Here is a 16,864-nt window from a genome sequence, read left to right as displayed (position 1 = left end):
AATTGCGACAGCGCAAATTTCTTGCGCTGTCGCAATTTTTCGTCGCATGCACTCCTATCTGGAGGGTTCGTCAGATCCCCCGTTTGGCTCCCGATTCTGAACCGTTCGTTTCGGCGCATCGAGGCGAGGTGAGCCCGATCTATCCGGTCGATCTGGTTCGCGTGGCATACGTGCGTGTTGGATGGATGGCATCTGCTTTACCAGTTTGACGATTTCGACAGCCATCTTCCGGTCTTCCACATCCTCCGACTCCGCCATAGCCTTCGCCATCGCGCCGTATGCACGCAGGACCTTCTGCCCGGTGCTTGAACGGCCTCCTGCCTGGGTGTGCCTTGCATCCAGATCTGGAGTGGCCTGCTGACGCTCGGGCGCCGTACCGCGTTTCTTCTGCATGTTCACGACCGGTTGCGGTACCGGGACTTTCGTCACCCCACGCGCTAGGCGTCGCGTGGCATTGGCATCGATACCGTGTTCGCGCAGGTGGGCCGCGAACGACTCGCGCCAGTCCTGTAGGTCCGCCTTGCGCGGATTGAGCCTGGTACCGTCGTTCGACCGAGCGATGACGCAAAGGTGAACATGGGGATGTGCCTCATCCGTGTGGCACGCGAACACATAGCGAAAACTCTCCCCGAACTCTTTGGCTGCGAAGCTTCGGACCGAATCGTGAACCGCGGTCCTGTCGGTTCCCGGCGGCATCGAGAGGACAATGTTGAACGCTTCGCGAACCGTACTCTCCTCCGGGATGCCGAAGCCGCCAAACTGAAGTTCGGTCTTGAGGTCTCGAATATCATTACGCCCGACAAGGGCATCACCGTCTTGATTCTCTAATGCCACCTTACCGTTACGCGAAATGTAATCGAGATGGGCTCGAATAGCCTTCATCCCCCTGCCGCCGCCGCTTATCTTGACGACCACCTCCGGCGCTTTCTTGGTGGTTGCCGCGAGCGTTTGCCGAATCCTTACGACGCCAGAGGGCCGTGCGCGCCTGCTAGGTGAAGGCGTTCGAGGAGCAAGCATTACCCCCGTGCTAGCTGTACGCGGCCTGACGACACGTGCAGTGCTGCCAAACAGCTCGTCCCCCCACGTCTGCAGGATTCCGTTGACGTAAATCTTGGGTAGCGTCATGCGTTACCTCTCTGCGCGCACGTATCTCATCCCTGGCAACGAATCGATAGGACTTCCATAGTCGCTCAACGCTTGCCTCCCAACAGACGATCGATCGTGGCCCGTTGGTACGCCGGAGTCGGCGCGCTACCGCCGCCGGAGGGCCGTTCTGAATTTCCAGGTCTGTCTCGCGTGACGGAGCCACCCTCTGCTCCGTTCTTCGGAAACGGTTCATTCTGCTTGCCGCCGCCGTTTCCCCGGAGCATGCGACTCATGAGGGAAACGAACGTGATGGCAGTTCCGCCGGAAATTGCTGCACCACCCGCTATACCTGCCGCCATGCCGGGCAGTTGCACTATCACGAGAACGAGAGTGCCACACAGAATCAGGAAACTCATTGCATCGCCCAGTGCGTTGTCGTTCGCGGACGCAGCGGTCATCCTGTCGACAAACGTTGAATAGATCGATAGGCACATGGCCGCCGCCGTCGCGAGAAAGAAAATGAGCAGCACGTAGTTTGCTACCTTCGCAAACCATCCCTCTCCGAATCGCTTGGTCGGCCCGAACGCCATGCACGCGAGAAACAATGGGCCCACTGCCAGCATGAGAGAAATTGCGACTTTCGCTAGAGACAGCAGACCACCCATTACAATCTCAATGGCGCCCGCCGAAAACAATACTATCGCCGCAGAAAAGAGATCCGCATACCCGCCAATCGGGAAAAGGTTGGTGCCCCGCTCCCAAAGCATATGCATGTAGTTGTACGCTTTGGTATCGACCAGATCGATCGCGGAGAATATGTTTGCATTCGAGCCGGGCATCGTGGTCTGCACCAACCCCGAAGTCAATCCGTTTACAAACACAACAACGTTGGCCTGGTAGATAGCCGCGTTCAATGCCAGCGTCAGCAGTGCAGACACCTTAAACGCGCGAATGGCGAACTGACTAACGGGCTCCTGAACCTCTCCCCGGAGCGTCGCCCACCCGAACATGATGATCCAGATGGTGACGGCGGCGAAGACCAGCGGTTCAATCGCGCTTGCAATGGATGACGAGAGGCCCGTGACGAACACCGATAGCGCACTGTCAATCGAGCCCGAAATAAACTGGAATATCCCGGTTTTTGGCATGGTGCGCCCTATCTATTTGTTCCCGCGAAACTGGCTTGCCGACATCGGTGCTAGGTTGTCCTGCGCACGGGCTTTTTTGGAAACATCGTCGTCCTTGTTGCACGCGACGAGAGCCATAATCACGGCACATATGAAGAGCGTCTTCATTGATATTCCTCCCCTGCCGCACGCAGCCCTGCATTCGCGCGACGATGGCCGACGATAAATACAACTGTGAGAGCTGCCATTACGTATAACCCCTCGGCATGAGCAATGCCGAGGGCCTGTCGTGCACACAAGGCCAGCAGCACGAAGTAGGCGACCATCGACGCCAGATCACCGACAAAGTGAGTGGGGGTATGGACGAAGTAGCCGAGGAGTTGGCGATTTCGGATCAGGAACGCCCAGTCGAGACAATGAATAAAAAACAAAAAACTTGTCGTTGCCAATATCAAGAACCAAAGCGAAAACATGGCACCTCCCTCCTTTCATTGAGCGCCCAGGGGGCGCAACGGCCGCCGGCCCGATCTTGCAAAGCGACTGCATTGAGGCCTCGCAGGGCGAGGCTCATCGGTTCGCGGCGGCATTAAGTGGCAGTCCCACATACCGAGGTCCAGCAGAACATTTTCGAAATCGAGATCAACATCCAGGTCCAGCAAGACGTCGGCACATTCTTCGATGGATTTGAACCACGCGGCTGTACCCTCACGCAAAACAGGAACCGGTCCAGAAACGGTCATGACATATAGGCCGAACCCCCGATACCTATTCGCTCGGAGCAAGAGCGTCGGGATTAGTCCAACATGGTCGCGTGTCACGCCTGTTCTTGAAAAAGGATGATCTTTCCAGGGCACAAGCGTTTTGAGTTCAGACCATCCGAAGTGAAGCTTTGATCGCATATGAACCTCCTGAGCTAACGGGACCAGCGTTGAATATTCGATTGAACAAGTGCACCGACTTCGGCTGTATGCGACTTGATGGCGCCGATCAGCGTTTCAATGATCTCGGGGCGATAGCACGTCATGTCGCACGCGCTGGCATTTAGCGCGCGGGCCATTTGGTTGAGGTTGCGGCCTATCGCGAGAAGCCGGGAATTCGACGCCGCAAGCTGCTCAAGCTCGTACTGACCTAGCTGAGGTAGATGGGTTAATTGGGCTCGGAGAACCGCAACGATCCAGGTGTTGACGGAAAAACCTGCACGCGTTGCCGCCTCTGCAACTGCCCGATGTTCCTCGCATGTCAAACGGATTTCGACACGAGTTTTAATGGAGGGAGTGTTCAGCGAAACCGCGCTAACGGCGATCTCAGCAGGGAGTTCTTGACCGACCAGCTTCCGAATGACCTGCCTCGTGGCATCGCTGAGCGACACTCCGTGAGACCGGCAGTAGCTCTCCCATCGAGGCTTAAGCGCCCCCAAATGAACGCTGAGCACGGTGTTATTTCTGTTCTTCACGTCGGTGCCTCTCTCTGAAGTAAACATCTCTCTTATTAGTGGCTCACGGGTGACCTCTTTTGCTCGCGAAATAGGTCACCCGTGAGCTGTGTCGAGCAGCAACATAGGTCACCCGTGATCCGGGTCGTCGCTGACCTGTGTATAACTTCCAATGTCTATAGCGCCTGCACGCTCAAGTAATGAAATCAATTTTTGCCGCATATTCGGGTGCATCTGGTTGAGAGCATCTTGAACATTGATGACAACGCCCCCCGCCCCAACGTGATTGATATTGAGTTGCAAGCGCTCAATGTGGACGTTTGGCGGTACGCGACCCGCCCTCAGGTCGTCCGCTGTTGACTTAACGAGGGCGGGGATATACGGCCACGACGCCATAGCAGTATGTTTCCCAGACTCGTCATGTATCCGCCATTTCTCTTGGAACCGGTAGACGTACGAGCGACCGCAGGGAGACCGTGAGACGTAGCCCAACGATTCAAGCTGAGGGATCGCTCGTTTGACGGAGGAGACAGAGATACCCGCCCTAGCTGCAATGGTCTCGTACTCGATGGGACCAGCGAGACCGGTGTCAATATTGGTTTGCGTCTTGATGACGAGATAGACTTTCACCGTCTTTCCGTCCATTGACGCGAACGCGTCGCTGTTGACCAAAGATCGGAATACGTGAAACCAGCCTGTCTCAGCCTTGAACAGTTCGCCCTGCATCGGATGTCTGGGCATCGTCAATCAACTACCGCGTGACGTGGGCGGCCGATGCGAGGTTTCACCCCCTCCTGCCTGGTGGTCGCCTGCGCGTTAGCGCGTTTCATAGCGGCTTCATCGAGCCACGCACGTATATCCCCCACGAACCAGCATGACTTGCGTTTGTTAGGGAACGCAACCTCGGGAAGTTCACCTCTGTATGCCATCTGCTGAACCGCTCTTGCTGAAACGGCAAGAAGAGCCGCCAATTCGTCCTTCGTTACGATTGCTTGGCGGTCCATTCTGCTGAACCGCACTCTAAAATCGACGTTACTTATTGCCATTGGCGTGTTCTCCAGTGCTTTACTGTGACGTTTAGGAAAGCATAGAATGACTAACACCAATGAACCAACAGCCAATTTTTACGCTGCATAAACAAGCGTTAAACGACACATAAACAATTCGGAGCCGAAATGACAAACCGGATCGAGATGCGAACGCCGCGCTTGTGGCACGCACTGCACGAATTTGCGGGAGGCCTCATCGAGGAAGCGCGGGTCGTCGGCAACCTAGACTGCAATCGAGTTGGGAGGGTTCCTGGGTTATCGTCGACAACCGCCTACCGCTATACCTTGTCGTCTTGGGAAGAGAAGGCGCGTGCGCCCTTAGCGGCGTCAGTGCAATCGATCGAAAATCGAGTCGCCAATTTTCTTGGACGCCGCGCGCATACAGTGATTGTGAAAGATAAGGTCACTGGCGAGATCGTTGGTACACCAACAAACAATAAGCTACCGCGAAAATTCGACGGATCAAGACTTATGCTTGTATACGCCGATGGATGGCCGACGTTTCGCGAACTAACGGACGAGGATAGGTCGAGAGATGCGACTCATTACCTATATTGGTGGCAATGGGGCATTCTTTGGGACAAAGGCTTTCCGGCGCTTTCCAGAACTGCTTATGGACTAGGCGCTGCCGATCCTATCGGTGACACGGTGGATTGGATAATCGAAGCCGCACGAAGGGACCCTCAATCGCTGTACGCGTTGGTGGGCCAAGAGTACCACTGGACGCGAAGCGAGATATTCGGCTCCAACCTCGCCGGTCCCTCACCGCTGGGACTCGAGGTCCTCCCACTTCACAAGTGGGCGCGCACACTCAGATTCCGACTGAACGGTTGATGTCGAAGTGCTGCCGGAAATTTGCCGGAAATGCACTGTGACATCGAGTGATCTCAGGGGCGCCGAAGTGACGTATCGGCTTGCTACTTCCAGTGACGCCCGGTACACTGCAAGGCGCTTGGTTTGACTCTTAATCCGTAGGTCGAGTGTTCGAGCCACTCACGCCCCACCAGTGAATTCAAGTAAATAGCCCGGTCATTGGCCGGGCTATTTACATTGGGACTCCGGTAGGCGAATCCGGTCAACGCCTCTCTCTTCCGCGCATACGCCCTCCCCAATAAGCCAAAGCCTAGTCGTCATCGTCTCGCCCGGCTTCGGTCGCGTCCAGGCCCAAAAGGACTTGGGCTTTGCTGCGCAAGGTCACCGCATCCGTTGGATCGCCCTCAGCGCGATATGCCTTGAAGACATGTTCCCGGCCAGCATTTGGATTCCGAACGTGCGCGGTCGCGAGTTCGTTGGTTCGCAAATCGAAACTGTACGCAACGACGAATTGATCTGCTTCCCTACGTACCAGCCTTCCAACTTCCACCAGATCCGCATCGACCTGGTGCCCATCGGGAACAATAAGCGTGCGGTGATGAGCCGTTCCTTCGGCGAGCGCAAATGGTGTCGGGGCGACGTACATCTTGCGATCGCGCACGAGTATGTCCCCGTAGCTTCCGAAACCTCGAAAGCTTCTATTTTTATGAACATACGTGTCGTCGGCGTTCAGAAAGCTCCCATGGCACAACACCAAGTCGAGCACGGGGTAACGACTTCCGTCCGGATTGGCAGGGTAGCGGCCAAAGACGTAATAGACTTGCCGCCCATTGTGCTCACCGCATGGGACTTGGCTATTACAGTCGTAGTCAGCTTCCCGGCCGGGGTAGGCTAGGCCCTTGACCTCGAAGCCCTCGGCAAATCGAACAAGGCGAAAATCCGGGTATGTGTTTCTGCCGGGACTGTCAAAATTAACTTGTAGTGTTTCCAGACGACTTCGGAACCAGTTTTGAAAATGGAATTCCTTATCGTTGCGGCCTTCTCGTTCGATAAGCTGACTTCCCTTGATCGCCCCTACGCAGGCTTTGAAAACCGCTGACGTGTTCGACACCCTTACTATTCTCCTTGTTGTTTATGGAAATGGGGTTGCGACTTATGAATCTCTTCGATGAGGTCATCCACGTCGCCAGTCGCGGCATCTAGCGCTAGCAGAGCATCTTGAGTCGATACAGCATGCGACAGTTGCCGCAACAATTGCGCCATTACTATAACGCGTACGTCGTTGCGGCTCAGTTTCCGTGCCATCTCCTGTAGCCGGCGAGCCTGGCTATTAGCAACCGGAACAACGGCAGCCCAAAGATCACCGTTCCAGTGATGCGTAACAAGCCGAGAACGCTTACGACAGACCAGAATAATATCGATGTCGATAGGTTCCTTGGCCTGTTGCTTGGGCTTCGCCACCGACATTTCGGCCTTGATAGGGTGCGCCGCAGTGATTCCAAAGCCAGCATCCATCAGCGCTTGCAAGACACTTCGCCACCCTTCGGAACGAGAGTGATGGTAAGTGAATGCCAAAAGCCCATCATCCTTCAAAACGCGGTGCGCCTCTTTCCACACTGCCGCGAGGCGCGCCGTGAAATCGCCCTGATCCGCGTTTTGCACCTCGAAGTCCGATCGGGTCGTATCCTTTATTCGCGTTTCGGCTTCACCAAGGATATGGCGTTGCCACACATGAAAGAAGTCCGCCAACTGCGAGTAGTGAACGTTATCGAAAAACGGCGGGTCCGTCAGAACCGCGTCAACGCATTTGTCCGCTAAATCCGTCGCGCCTGAATCGCCACATGAAAGGTATATCTGCTTACCGTTTTCAAATGCGGTGTAGTTTTCTGCGACGTTCGATCCGATGGACTCCGAAAGATCGAATACCTTCTCGCTGCCTTTGCCGTCCTTCGTACGGCGTAGCTCGAAGGGACGATCCGCATAATCAAGCGCACGCCGAATGCGACCCTCGAACATCGTAGAGAACGAGCCCGAACTTTTCGAGGTTCCCCAAAGGTTCGCTTCAAGCGGCACCCGCTCAGGCTTCAATATATGATGGGAAAACATGTGACGAACAGCACCGGTACCTTCTCCCTTATACGACGCAAACATATTGTTGAATTCGAGCGCACCAGAAAACAGGCAAGTGAACAGTTCACGTAGTAAGGGGTCGGTAATTACTCGAATCCGGTCAGCGAGAATAGATAGACACAAAAGCTGGCGGGCATTGAACATTTCATGCCAGTAATTGTAACTATAGCCAAGCACTTGATTGGTGTTATAGCCGGGTTTAATTGCGACAATGGGATAGGGATTGACGCGAGTTGCAAGCACCCGTTGTGCGCTCTCATAGAGCGCGAAGTCCTCTTCCGTCGCCTTTAGATAGATCTTCTCGCCGCCGGCTGTGAGCACCAATTTCGCGTACATCCGGTGTTCCGGCGGCGTGCCCTTCGCACGGACAGTCTTCGCAATAGCGAACGTATGGCCGCATTTTGGACACGTAGCATTCGCCCCCTTCGCCGGTCCGCTTGATGGGTCAAATGTATTGCAGCAGGAATGACAGCACGCTTCCTTGGATTCGATATGTACTTCGTTAATGCCGCCGCAATGTGGGCAAACTGCTTGTGCTTGCGGAAACTTCTTTGAGTATGCGTGACGCGCAAATATTGCCGACGAGAACAGATCGACGGTTGATTCGCACGACGGACAATCCGCAACCTTGACCCAGAAATAGTACAAAACGTCAGCGCTGCTTCCGTCCGCCAACGTAGTTCGGTAGTACGCTTTGAGCTGCTCGGCTACGTCCCGCTCGATAGCTTTGAACGTTGAAAAGATCGCCTTTCGGTCGTGAATGGAAAGCGCGCACTTGACGAGCAAGTGAGCTACAGGGTTGATGTCCCGTCCAATCGCTCGGGCCCCTACCTTTGTCACCTCTGCGAGCGTTGTGCCGCTACCCATAAACGGGTCAAATACAGTCCCGTACGAAATACGAACCGGCTTATAGAAAAGATCAAAAATATCCGTGCCAGTTGGAGCGAACGCGCCTAACGTCATAGCGCGAAAGACCGTACCAAGCCTTTGCGCCCACCACTTATGAATGTGGGTGGTAGGACGGTTGATCTCTTTACGCCAACTTTCCATCTCTGCGATCACGCTCAGCGCTTCGAATGGGAAGTTTTCGTCCTCAATAGCGCGCGCCCCCCCTGATTCCGGTTCAAGGCAAATGACCGACTCGGAATCGGGTTCACTAAATGGGAGTTCTAAATTCGCCGCCGCTCCCATTGAATCCGCCCAGCGAGATGCCCCAACATTGCCTCCCCGCGCAATTACTGCACTTTCCTTCTTCACAGGAACCACCTCGCGTCGTTCTCCGACAGGTGCTCCGGTTGGTTTAAAAAGGGGCACATTAGAGAATTGACTACACGCACGGGTGACAGTAGGTCAAAGTCCCTTGCATCCAGGCAAGTTACGAGACGCGTGACCGATTTCGACCAAGGCATACGGTTTGAGTCCATCGTGTAGCCAAATTTTGGAAATCTACAGGAAAAGCCGGTCCGACGCAGTACGTAGCGGAGGCGCTCCCACAATCTTGAACCCGCATACCGACGAGTATGGCGCCAATAGTTTTAGATCATCGATGAATCATTTCAATAGCTAAAAGTCAGCTTCACGGCGGTAAGAATCTGGCCCCGCCCTTGCTGAACCGTCGTGTTGCATCGGGACGGTAATCATCGTGAGACCGCTTTCTTCTCTGCGCTCCACATCATCTACACTCCTAAATAATTAACAAAAAATAAAACCAAATTAGAGCTTCGATCTAAAAACAGCGTTCCGAGACCATATTATTTTGATGAACTGGAAAGTGCGCGAAGGTATTACTACGCGGGCGACCCAAACTGCCTTCGCCAGTCCTAAAAAGTGAGAATCGACCAATTCGGCCATTCACAAAGGACACTGCGCCGCAGCGCGAAACTCACTTGCACCACCAAAGCTTCAAATACAACTGAGACATCGCCAATCAAACGCAAAACCGGGTAACGTTCGTGTCGTCGAAAGTAACAAATGCCTGTCGAACTCCCCCGAAGCACCCCAAAAGAGGACAAGCCAATGCGCGCTCTATTCCCCTGTGCCGTGACGTTATTGCTCGCCTGCAACGCCACCCTCGCCGCGCAACCCGATTGTGCGAACGCCACCGACCAAACCACGCTAACGCAATGCGCGAACAACGGCCTGAAAGCCTCCGACACCAAGCTCAATCAAACTTTCCGCGCATTGCAAGCGAAGGTGAGCAAGCCGGGCAAAGAGAAACTGCAAAAAGCCCAACGTGCATGGATCACATGGCGTGACGCGCAGTGTGACTTCAACACGTCGGGCTCAAATGGCGGCAGCATTCACGCGATGGCTCAGGCGTCGTGTCTTGATGAACTCACGCAAGCACAGACCAAGCTGCTCAATAGCCAGTTGCACTGTGCAGAAGGCGATACGACGTGCGGCAATCAATAACGCTCGCAATCGGCGGCGGCCCGAACCGAACGCAGCGCTAAACTCGGCAGGACGACCCGCCCGCGATTTAGATCGCGCATCATCAGCAAGCACGCCGCCCGCCGACCACCCACCGCTCGCGTCTCAAACCAGCCTTATCAATCAATCGGCAGCGGCGCATTCTCCGCCACCAGCTTCTGCTGCTGCATTTCCCGCCAGAAATCCGCCGGGATAACTTGGGACACCGCAGCCTGGTCTTCCGCGATCCGCTCCGGCTTGCTCGCACCCGGAATCACGGCGGCCACCACCGGATTAGCCAACGCAAACTGCAGCGCAGCCGCCTTCACGCTCACACCATGGCGTTGCGCAATCGCCTTGATCTTGTCGACCTTCGCGATAATCTCCGGCGACGCCTTCTGATATTCGAAGTGCGCGCCGCCCGCGAGAATGCCGGAGCTATACGGACCGCCAACCACGATTTCCACATTGCGCGCCGCCGATGCCGGAATCAGACGCTGCAACGCGCGCTCGTGATCAAGCAGCGTGTAGCGCCCCGCAAGCAGGAAGCCATCGGGGTCGCTCAGATCGAGCGCAAGCTCGCAAGCCTCGACGCGGTTCACACCGATGCCCCACGCCTTGATCACGCCTTCCTCGCGCAACCGCATCAGCGCACGAAACGCGCCTTTACGCGCGGTTTCGAATACCGACAGCCATTCTTCGCCGTAGAAATCCTGCGCGATGTCGTGCACCCAGAGGATTTCGATGTGATCGGTCTTCAACCGCTTGAGGCTGTCTTCGATCGAACGCATCGTGCCGTCGGCCGAGTAGTCGTTGATGATCTTGTTCGGCCGTCCGTGCGCGAACACGCCGCCTTTCTCGCCGAGATCCCGCGCGCTAACGTCTTCGACTTCGTCGAGAATCACGCGGCCGACCTTCGAACTCAGCACATACTCGCTGCGCTTGTGCGTCGCGAGGGTATCGCCGAGGCGAATCTCCGCGAGGCCCGCTCCATAAAACGGCGCGGTGTCGAAATAGCGGATGCCGTGCTGCCACGCCGCTTCGACCGTCGCGGCCGCTTCGGCCTCGGGAATCGCACGGAACATGTTGCCGAGCGGCGCGGTCCCGAAGCCGAGCTTCGTGCCGGCCGGCAGTTTGTCCTTGATACTCATGGCTTGCTCCAATCAGTGTTGTCGGTGACTCGCAGTGTAGGGCGATGAGTTCAGCCCGTCCAAGACTGACTCCGAAAAGGATCAGCCGCTGAAGGTCTGCCGCGGGACGTTCGCCACTCGGCTCTCGTGGGCTACACCAGCATATGACCGCCATCCACGACGATCACCTGCCCCGTGCTATACCCCTGCTGCATCAAGTACAGATACGCGTTCGCAACCTCGCTCGCTTCACCGACCCGCTGTACCGGCAGCTTGTTCCCGACCGCTTCATAGAGGCCGTTGCGATCCTCTTCGCTCATATTGCTCCACAGGTTCGTGCGCAACACGCCCGGCTTGACCGCGTTGACGCGCAGCGGCGCGAGTTCGACAGCAAGCGCGCGCGTGAGCGACTCCATCGCGCCAAGGATGCTCGACGGAATCGCCCATGTGGGCAACGGCCGCGACGACGCGACACCGCTCGTCAGCGTAATCGACCCGCCCGAGCGCAGGTACGGCGCCGCGTGCTTGACCGCGGTCACCGCGCCCCAGTAGCGCACGTCGAATGCGTTGCGCGCTTCAGCGATGCTGAGCTCGGCCAGCGTCTGCAGAAACAGCGACTCGCCCGCGGTATAGACCAAATGATCGAACGCGCCGACCCGCTCGAAGAACGTGCTGACACGGGCCTCGTCGGTGAAGTCGACCGCTTCGCCGCGGGTGCCCTTCGGCAAATGCTCGAGCGCTTCCTGCACGCGCCGCAGGCTGCTCGACGCAATGGTCACTGCGGCGCCGGCGCGCGCCGCGGCCTGCGCAACCGCAAAGCCGATGCCCGACGTGCCGCCCGCGATGACGATGCGGCTATTTTGCAGAGAGATATCAGTGGACTGAGTGGTTTCCATGGGCGATCCGTAAGCCTTTTTGGGGGAGTGTGGTGAATCAAATAAAGCGGAGGGCGAGCGAGTGTACCGTGAGAATATTTTCTTTTTCTTGCAATAATATTTTCTCGATTCGGGAATCGCCGCATTATTTTATTTCCCCGACAATCGTTTTTTAAACGCCATTCAGCGGCGCACCGCGCCGGCCGCATCGTCAGACGAAAAAGGCCGGCGCCAGCTGAACGCCGGCACCGGCCTTACCTGTCTTCGCAGCACATTGACGCTCAGGTCGGTGCCTTTTCGCTGCCTTGAAGCGCTCTCTGGAAGTTGAAGAACTCGTCGCCGCTCACGTTGCCGTTATGGTCCGTGTCCATCAGCGCCATCACCATTTGAGACACGGCGCTCGTGCTGTCGGTCGATAGACGGCCTAGCTCATTCACCACTTCGAGATTGGAGAGCGAGCCGTTCTGATCCGTGTCCATCGCGGCGAAGAGCTGTTTCGCCTCGTCGGCGCTGCCGCCGAATTGCTCGACAAGCCTCGTGAAATCTTGTGCGGACACGGTGCCGCCCACGACCGGCCCATCACCCGAACCGGACTGCGACGGCGCGCCCGCCGTCGAACTTGCACGCGGCGCCGCGGCGTCCGCGCCAGGAGCCGACACCGGGCTATTGGCGGGTGGCGTTCCAAAAGGATTAGTCGGAGTCTCGTACTGCCAGTTCGGCACGAGATTCGTGATCCTGTTCAACAGCGCCGTCATTTTGTCCGGTGACTGTTTGGCCTCCTCGATCGAGTCGGTTGTCAGACCCAGGAATTGGGCCGCGAATGCCAGTCCGCCCATTGTTCCCTTGCCGCCGTTGGCGTTGAAGTCGGCGAGGTTCTGCACCCCCACTTCGAGCTTGTTCATCAACGCGAGCAGTCCCTGCTTCGATTGCTCCGCATTGTTGACGTCGCTGGGTGTCAGGCCGAAGCCTAAGAGCGAGAACCTCGCTATAGTCAGGCCTTCCGAAGCCCACTGAGACAGCATCTGTGCGGCCGGACTGAATGTCTCGATCGACGACGGCGAGTTCGTGCCCGATGTGTTCGCGGTGGTTTGCGAGCCATTCGGCAAGCCGGCTTGCGCACCCGCCGCGCCGGAAGCAACGGCCGCGTCGGAGGAGCCGTTTGTATCGGCAGTATTCGCGGCATTGCGGTCGCGAGATTGATGAAGCAAATCGGTGACCGTGCTATTGATTAGTGAAACCGACATGACAAACCTCCCTTTGGCTCCGGTTATTCAGAAACCCGGATTCAGATCTGTGGAATGGCGGGAACCGCATCGGTTTTGAACCACCGGGCATTACGCCTGTTATCAGATATGTCGAGACTAATATCGGTCACAGCGGCGCGAATCTTGAATATGGCAAACAGAAAAAACAGAAAAGGCCGGTCGTCATCCGTCGACCGGCCTTTGTTTCCGCGGGAAAGCGAATGCTTTATCAAGAAAGCCCGAACCCCGAATAATCCACTGTCGGGTAAACAAAAAATGGCCGAATTCCATAAAACTTCATAATTCGGCCATTTCCTGATGAAGCCAGTTCAACCCGCAGTCGACCCCGTCAATTGCGCATACACATCATGCGCGAGCTGCAGCATCACATTGCGATCCATCCCGCCCGACACTGCGTAACCATAATTGCCGTCGACCCAGTAAAACACATTGACCGGCCCATCCTGATACAGCCGGAACGCGGTCGTGTTCGAACTCTGGTTCCGATGCGAGATCACGAGCGTGAGCCGCTCGCCCTCCGCGTTGCGGTACATGAACTGCGCCATCGGGCCATCCTTGCCGGGCAGCATCCGGCCGCCATCAAGCATGAAGCCGCTTTTTGTCAGCATCGGCGGATGCACGTCGGTGCCGAGTTTGTTTGCCAGAAGCTGAACGAACTCTTCTTCGTGACCTTTGCCCATGTCCGACGGACGCGTCACCGCGGGCATGTACACGACATGCGCGAATGCCGCCTTGCGCGCGAACATTTCCGTGCTGTCCGCACTGACCGGCCGCGTATCCGAAGACGACGCGCCGATCCAGCTGCCGCCGGATACGCTCTTGCCCATGTCCGTGCCGACGCCGATGCCAATGCCAAGCACCAGCGCCGCAGCCATGCCCGCGAATTGCGGCCAGTTCATCGCTTCGCGCCAATTGCGCGTCTTGCGCGGACGCAAACGCGCCGGCACCGGCTCACTGAGCACGCGATCATAGCGATCGTGGAACATGCTGTTGAGCGAGAAGTAGTCACTCACCTTCGACGCGAGCGCCGGATTCTGTTCGAGCGCGCGCTCCACCTGCTCGCGACGCTCTTCGGAAAGCGCGCCGTCGACATAAGCGTGGAGATCTTCTTCGCTGATTGGAGTTTGTTGTTCGCTCATCGCACCACCTGTAATTTCGCGCCGGGCTGCGCACCCGCCATCAATGCCCTGAGCCGCTCGCGGCCGCGCGACAAACGCGACATCACGGTGCCGACCGGAATGTCCAGCGCGAGCGCGACCTCCGTATAACTCATCTCCTCCAGACCGACCAGCAGCACAACCTCACGCTGGTCCGTCGGCAACCTTTGCAGCGCATAGTCGAGGTCACGCACCTCGAGCGATTGCGTCGGATTCGCCGACACCGCGAACTCGCTTTCGAACACGCTTTCGTCATCGACCGACACATGCACCGCCCGCGTCGACGCCTTGCGGACCTGATTGATAAACACGTTGTGCATGATCGTGAAGAGCCATGCGCGCAAGTCGCTGCCCTCCTTGAACTTCTCGGTACGCGACAGCGCCCGTTCGAGCGTGTCCTGCACGAGGTCGTCCGATAAGTCCCGATTATTGACCAGCGCGCGTGCGTAGCGACGCAATCGCGGTACGTGTTCCATCAGTTCATCACGGATGTCCATTTTTGTACCCGTCAGGTATTGCGGGGCCGCGCACCAGCCGGCGCACGACGGTATCTAACACTGCGAACAATAATTACGTGATTTTATTCCGCGATGATCCAACTTTCGCAAAGGCCGCCGGCGGCCGCCACGCCGCAGCCGCGATGATACGCAGCTCAATGAAAGGTCGCCGCGTCGGCCGCTTTCATCAGACCATGCGCGTCGGCACGGCCGGCCAGCACGTAGCGCGTGCCGTTTTCAGACCACGTGAGGAGCCTCAGTTCGCCGACGCGGTGGCCCATCCAGCGCGGCCGTTCGATCACGAACGGCGCACCCGTCGTCAGCAGCACGACCGGCTGACCGTCCGCATTCCGGTAGTCGAACTCCTGCGCCGCCTCGATCAGGCCCATCCGCAGGGTTTTCACCGACACCAGCTTCCAGCCCAACTGCGCGAACTCGGTCGAGAACGGATCGCGGCTCGCCGGGACCGGCGTGGCGGCCGTTTGCTCGGGCACAGCGGCCCACTGCGCATAGCTCATCACGGCTGCGGCATTCAACTGATGATCGGAAACAAACGCGGTGGCCGCCCAGCCGATTAGCGCGAGCACCAGCAGCAGGATGCGCTGCGCAACGGACCCGAACAGCGCGCGCCGCGCACGGTGCAGATGCGCCTGCCAGCCTCGTCGTGCGCCGCTCCGGATAAACCTCGAATTGTCGACGGCGGGGGCCGTATGCGGCACGAACGAGCGCCGCATCTGCCCGTTCAGCCGGCGATAGAACGCGATCCGACTCGCCTCTCCCGGCATCGCGCCGAGGTAGCGCTGCACACGGGCCGCGCGCTCAGGCGACAGCGACCCATCGGCGAAGGCCTGGATGTCCGCTTCGGTGAGCGGCGGGTCGATGGTGGAATCACTGTGCGCCATGTTGTCTGCAAGGGAAAAGTGCCTCTTCCCGTCGCAAACAGCGTCGCGCCCCGCTTTATTCCCGATCCTGACGGTCGGCGCACGCCGTTTGCTATCTGTGACAGACGGCGCGCGCGACGTCCGCCGGGCAGTGCGGCGAACCTGTCCGGTTTGCGCCTCGGTGCAGCTTACTTCGCGGAAACGTCGATATTGCCGAAGTACTTCTGCGCAAGCGTCTTGACCGTGCCGTCCGCCTGCACTTTCGCGATCGCGGTGTTCAACTGGTCGCGCAGCGCGGTGTCGCCTTTACGGATGCCGAACGCAATACCGCTGCCGAGAATCTTGTCGTCGCGAACCGGCTGACCGACGAACGCGAAATCCTTGCCTTCAGGTCGCGACAGGAAGCCGGTCTGCCCGGCCGGCGCGAGGACCAGTGTCGCATCGAGGCGCCCCGAACCGAGGTCCGCGTAGACCTGGTTCTGATCCTGATACGGCACGATCGTGACGCCGGCGTTCTCCCAATGCGCTTTCGCGAAGGTCTCCTGGATCGACGCCTGCAGCACGCCGACCCGCTTGCCCTTCAGCGATTCGGGCGTCGGCAGCAAGCCGCTGTCCTTGCGCGCGATCAGCTGAGTCGGCACGCGATAAATCACATGGGTGAAGTCGATCGCCTCGCGGCGCTTGTCGGTCGCGTTCATCGCCGAATTGATCGCATCGAACTTGCGGCCCTGCAACGCCGGAATCAGCCCGTCGAACGACGTCTCGACCCAGCTGCATTTGAGATTCGCGGTCTTGCAGATCGCATTGCCGATGTCGATATCGAAGCCCTGCAGGTCGCCGCTCGGGCCCTTCGATTCGAACGGCGGATATTGTGCTTCAAGGCCGTAGCGCAGCGTGGTCGCGTCGGCGGCATGTGCCGGAAGCGGCGCGAGCACCGCCAGCGATGCCCATGCGCACGCAAGCATCAATCCATTCCTGAGCAGCTGCATGTCGATCTCCTTCCCTATTGGTAT

General features: G+C 57.6%; 15 protein-coding genes. 1 reads left to right on the top strand and 14 read right to left on the bottom strand.

Features of this window, described 5'->3' with window-relative positions:
• Positions 1–54: 54 nt before the first annotated feature.
• The 7 genes from HV796_RS09035 to HV796_RS09005 all read right to left on the bottom strand — a co-directional run bounded on the left by HV796_RS09035 (position 55) and on the right by HV796_RS09005 (position 8,894).
• A complete protein-coding gene (locus tag HV796_RS09035; protein ID WP_175226133.1) occupies positions 55–915 on the bottom strand; it encodes a relaxase/mobilization nuclease domain-containing protein in 861 nt (286 codons plus the stop codon).
• Between the two features lie 275 nt (positions 916–1,190).
• Entirely contained in the window at positions 1,191–2,234 is a 1,044-nt protein-coding gene (locus HV796_RS09030) for a TrbL/VirB6 family protein (protein ID WP_175226132.1), read from the bottom strand.
• 143 nt (positions 2,235–2,377) lie between these two features.
• Positions 2,378–2,686 carry a hypothetical protein gene (locus tag HV796_RS09025; RefSeq protein ID WP_175226131.1) on the bottom strand — a complete coding sequence of 103 codons (309 nt, stop codon included), beginning with the start codon at positions 2,684–2,686 and terminating at the stop codon, positions 2,378–2,380.
• 440 nt (positions 2,687–3,126) lie between these two features.
• The gene (locus tag HV796_RS09020) at positions 3,127–3,666 is read right to left on the bottom strand and encodes a hypothetical protein (protein ID WP_175226130.1); all 540 of its coding nucleotides are present in this window, start codon (positions 3,664–3,666) and stop codon (positions 3,127–3,129) included.
• 108 nt (positions 3,667–3,774) lie between these two features.
• Positions 3,775–4,371, bottom strand: coding sequence for a helix-turn-helix domain-containing protein (locus HV796_RS09015; RefSeq protein ID WP_175226129.1), 597 nt, complete (start codon positions 4,369–4,371; stop codon positions 3,775–3,777).
• A gap of 1,446 nt (positions 4,372–5,817) precedes the next feature.
• Entirely contained in the window at positions 5,818–6,618 is an 801-nt protein-coding gene (locus tag HV796_RS09010; protein ID WP_217477871.1) for a hypothetical protein, read from the bottom strand.
• Positions 6,619–6,623: 5 nt separating this feature from the next.
• Positions 6,624–8,894 carry a DNA methyltransferase gene (locus HV796_RS09005; RefSeq protein ID WP_217477869.1) on the bottom strand — a complete coding sequence of 757 codons (2,271 nt, stop codon included), beginning with the start codon at positions 8,892–8,894 and terminating at the stop codon, positions 6,624–6,626.
• Between the two features lie 714 nt (positions 8,895–9,608).
• Between HV796_RS09005 and HV796_RS09000 the strand changes: the two genes are divergently transcribed.
• Positions 9,609–10,049 (top strand): lysozyme inhibitor LprI family protein, encoded by a 441-nt coding sequence (locus HV796_RS09000; RefSeq protein ID WP_246355776.1) that lies wholly within the window; start codon positions 9,609–9,611, stop codon positions 10,047–10,049.
• Between the two features lie 137 nt (positions 10,050–10,186).
• Here the strand turns inward: HV796_RS09000 and HV796_RS08995 are convergent, their stop codons facing one another.
• The 7 genes from HV796_RS08995 to HV796_RS08965 form a co-directional block, all read right to left on the bottom strand.
• Positions 10,187–11,197, bottom strand: coding sequence for an aldo/keto reductase (locus HV796_RS08995; protein WP_175226128.1), 1,011 nt, complete (start codon positions 11,195–11,197; stop codon positions 10,187–10,189).
• 131 nt (positions 11,198–11,328) lie between these two features.
• Complete coding sequence (locus tag HV796_RS08990; RefSeq protein ID WP_175226127.1) at positions 11,329–12,072, bottom strand: SDR family oxidoreductase; 744 nt, start codon at positions 12,070–12,072, stop codon at positions 11,329–11,331.
• A gap of 260 nt (positions 12,073–12,332) precedes the next feature.
• Positions 12,333–13,295: an EF-hand domain-containing protein gene (locus tag HV796_RS08985; protein ID WP_175226126.1), complete on the bottom strand. Its 963-nt coding sequence runs from the start codon at positions 13,293–13,295 to the stop codon at positions 12,333–12,335.
• Positions 13,296–13,624: 329 nt separating this feature from the next.
• Complete coding sequence (locus HV796_RS08980) at positions 13,625–14,455, bottom strand: anti-sigma factor family protein (protein WP_175226125.1); 831 nt, start codon at positions 14,453–14,455, stop codon at positions 13,625–13,627.
• Entirely contained in the window at positions 14,452–14,970 is a 519-nt protein-coding gene (locus HV796_RS08975) for an RNA polymerase sigma factor (RefSeq protein WP_175226124.1), read from the bottom strand. The genes HV796_RS08980 and HV796_RS08975 overlap by 4 nt, the downstream gene beginning before the upstream one ends.
• 155 nt (positions 14,971–15,125) lie before the next feature.
• Positions 15,126–15,872: an anti-sigma factor family protein gene (locus tag HV796_RS08970; protein ID WP_175226123.1), complete on the bottom strand. Its 747-nt coding sequence runs from the start codon at positions 15,870–15,872 to the stop codon at positions 15,126–15,128.
• 167 nt (positions 15,873–16,039) lie between these two features.
• On the bottom strand, positions 16,040–16,840 hold the full coding sequence (locus HV796_RS08965; protein WP_175226122.1) for an ABC transporter substrate-binding protein: 801 nt from the start codon (positions 16,838–16,840) through the stop codon (positions 16,040–16,042).
• Positions 16,841–16,864: the final 24 nt, after the last annotated feature.

Origin of the sequence: Paraburkholderia humisilvae (assembly GCF_902859855.1) — a bacterium.
In the GTDB taxonomy this organism is placed as follows: Bacteria; Pseudomonadota; Gammaproteobacteria; order Burkholderiales; family Burkholderiaceae; genus Paraburkholderia; species Paraburkholderia humisilvae.
This window is presented reverse-complemented; position numbering and strand designations above follow the sequence as displayed.

Excerpts from the sequence above, each read along its gene's own strand:
- HV796_RS09000 (WP_246355776.1), top strand. The coding sequence starts at position 9,609 with ATGCCTGTCGAACTCCCCCGAAGCACCCCAAAAGAGGACAAGCCAATG.
- HV796_RS08985 (WP_175226126.1), bottom strand. The coding sequence starts at position 13,295 with ATGTCGGTTTCACTAATCAATAGCACGGTCACCGATTTGCTTCATCAA.
- HV796_RS08965 (WP_175226122.1), bottom strand. The coding sequence starts at position 16,840 with ATGCAGCTGCTCAGGAATGGATTGATGCTTGCGTGCGCATGGGCATCG.
- HV796_RS09030 (WP_175226132.1), bottom strand. The coding sequence starts at position 2,234 with ATGCCAAAAACCGGGATATTCCAGTTTATTTCGGGCTCGATTGACAGT.
- HV796_RS08970 (WP_175226123.1), bottom strand. The coding sequence starts at position 15,872 with ATGGCGCACAGTGATTCCACCATCGACCCGCCGCTCACCGAAGCGGAC.
- HV796_RS08990 (WP_175226127.1), bottom strand. The coding sequence starts at position 12,072 with ATGGAAACCACTCAGTCCACTGATATCTCTCTGCAAAATAGCCGCATC.
- HV796_RS08975 (WP_175226124.1), bottom strand. The coding sequence starts at position 14,970 with ATGGACATCCGTGATGAACTGATGGAACACGTACCGCGATTGCGTCGC.
- HV796_RS08995 (WP_175226128.1), bottom strand. The coding sequence starts at position 11,197 with ATGAGTATCAAGGACAAACTGCCGGCCGGCACGAAGCTCGGCTTCGGG.
- HV796_RS08980 (WP_175226125.1), bottom strand. The coding sequence starts at position 14,455 with ATGAGCGAACAACAAACTCCAATCAGCGAAGAAGATCTCCACGCTTAT.
- HV796_RS09015 (WP_175226129.1), bottom strand. The coding sequence starts at position 4,371 with ATGCAGGGCGAACTGTTCAAGGCTGAGACAGGCTGGTTTCACGTATTC.
- HV796_RS09025 (WP_175226131.1), bottom strand. The coding sequence starts at position 2,686 with ATGTTTTCGCTTTGGTTCTTGATATTGGCAACGACAAGTTTTTTGTTT.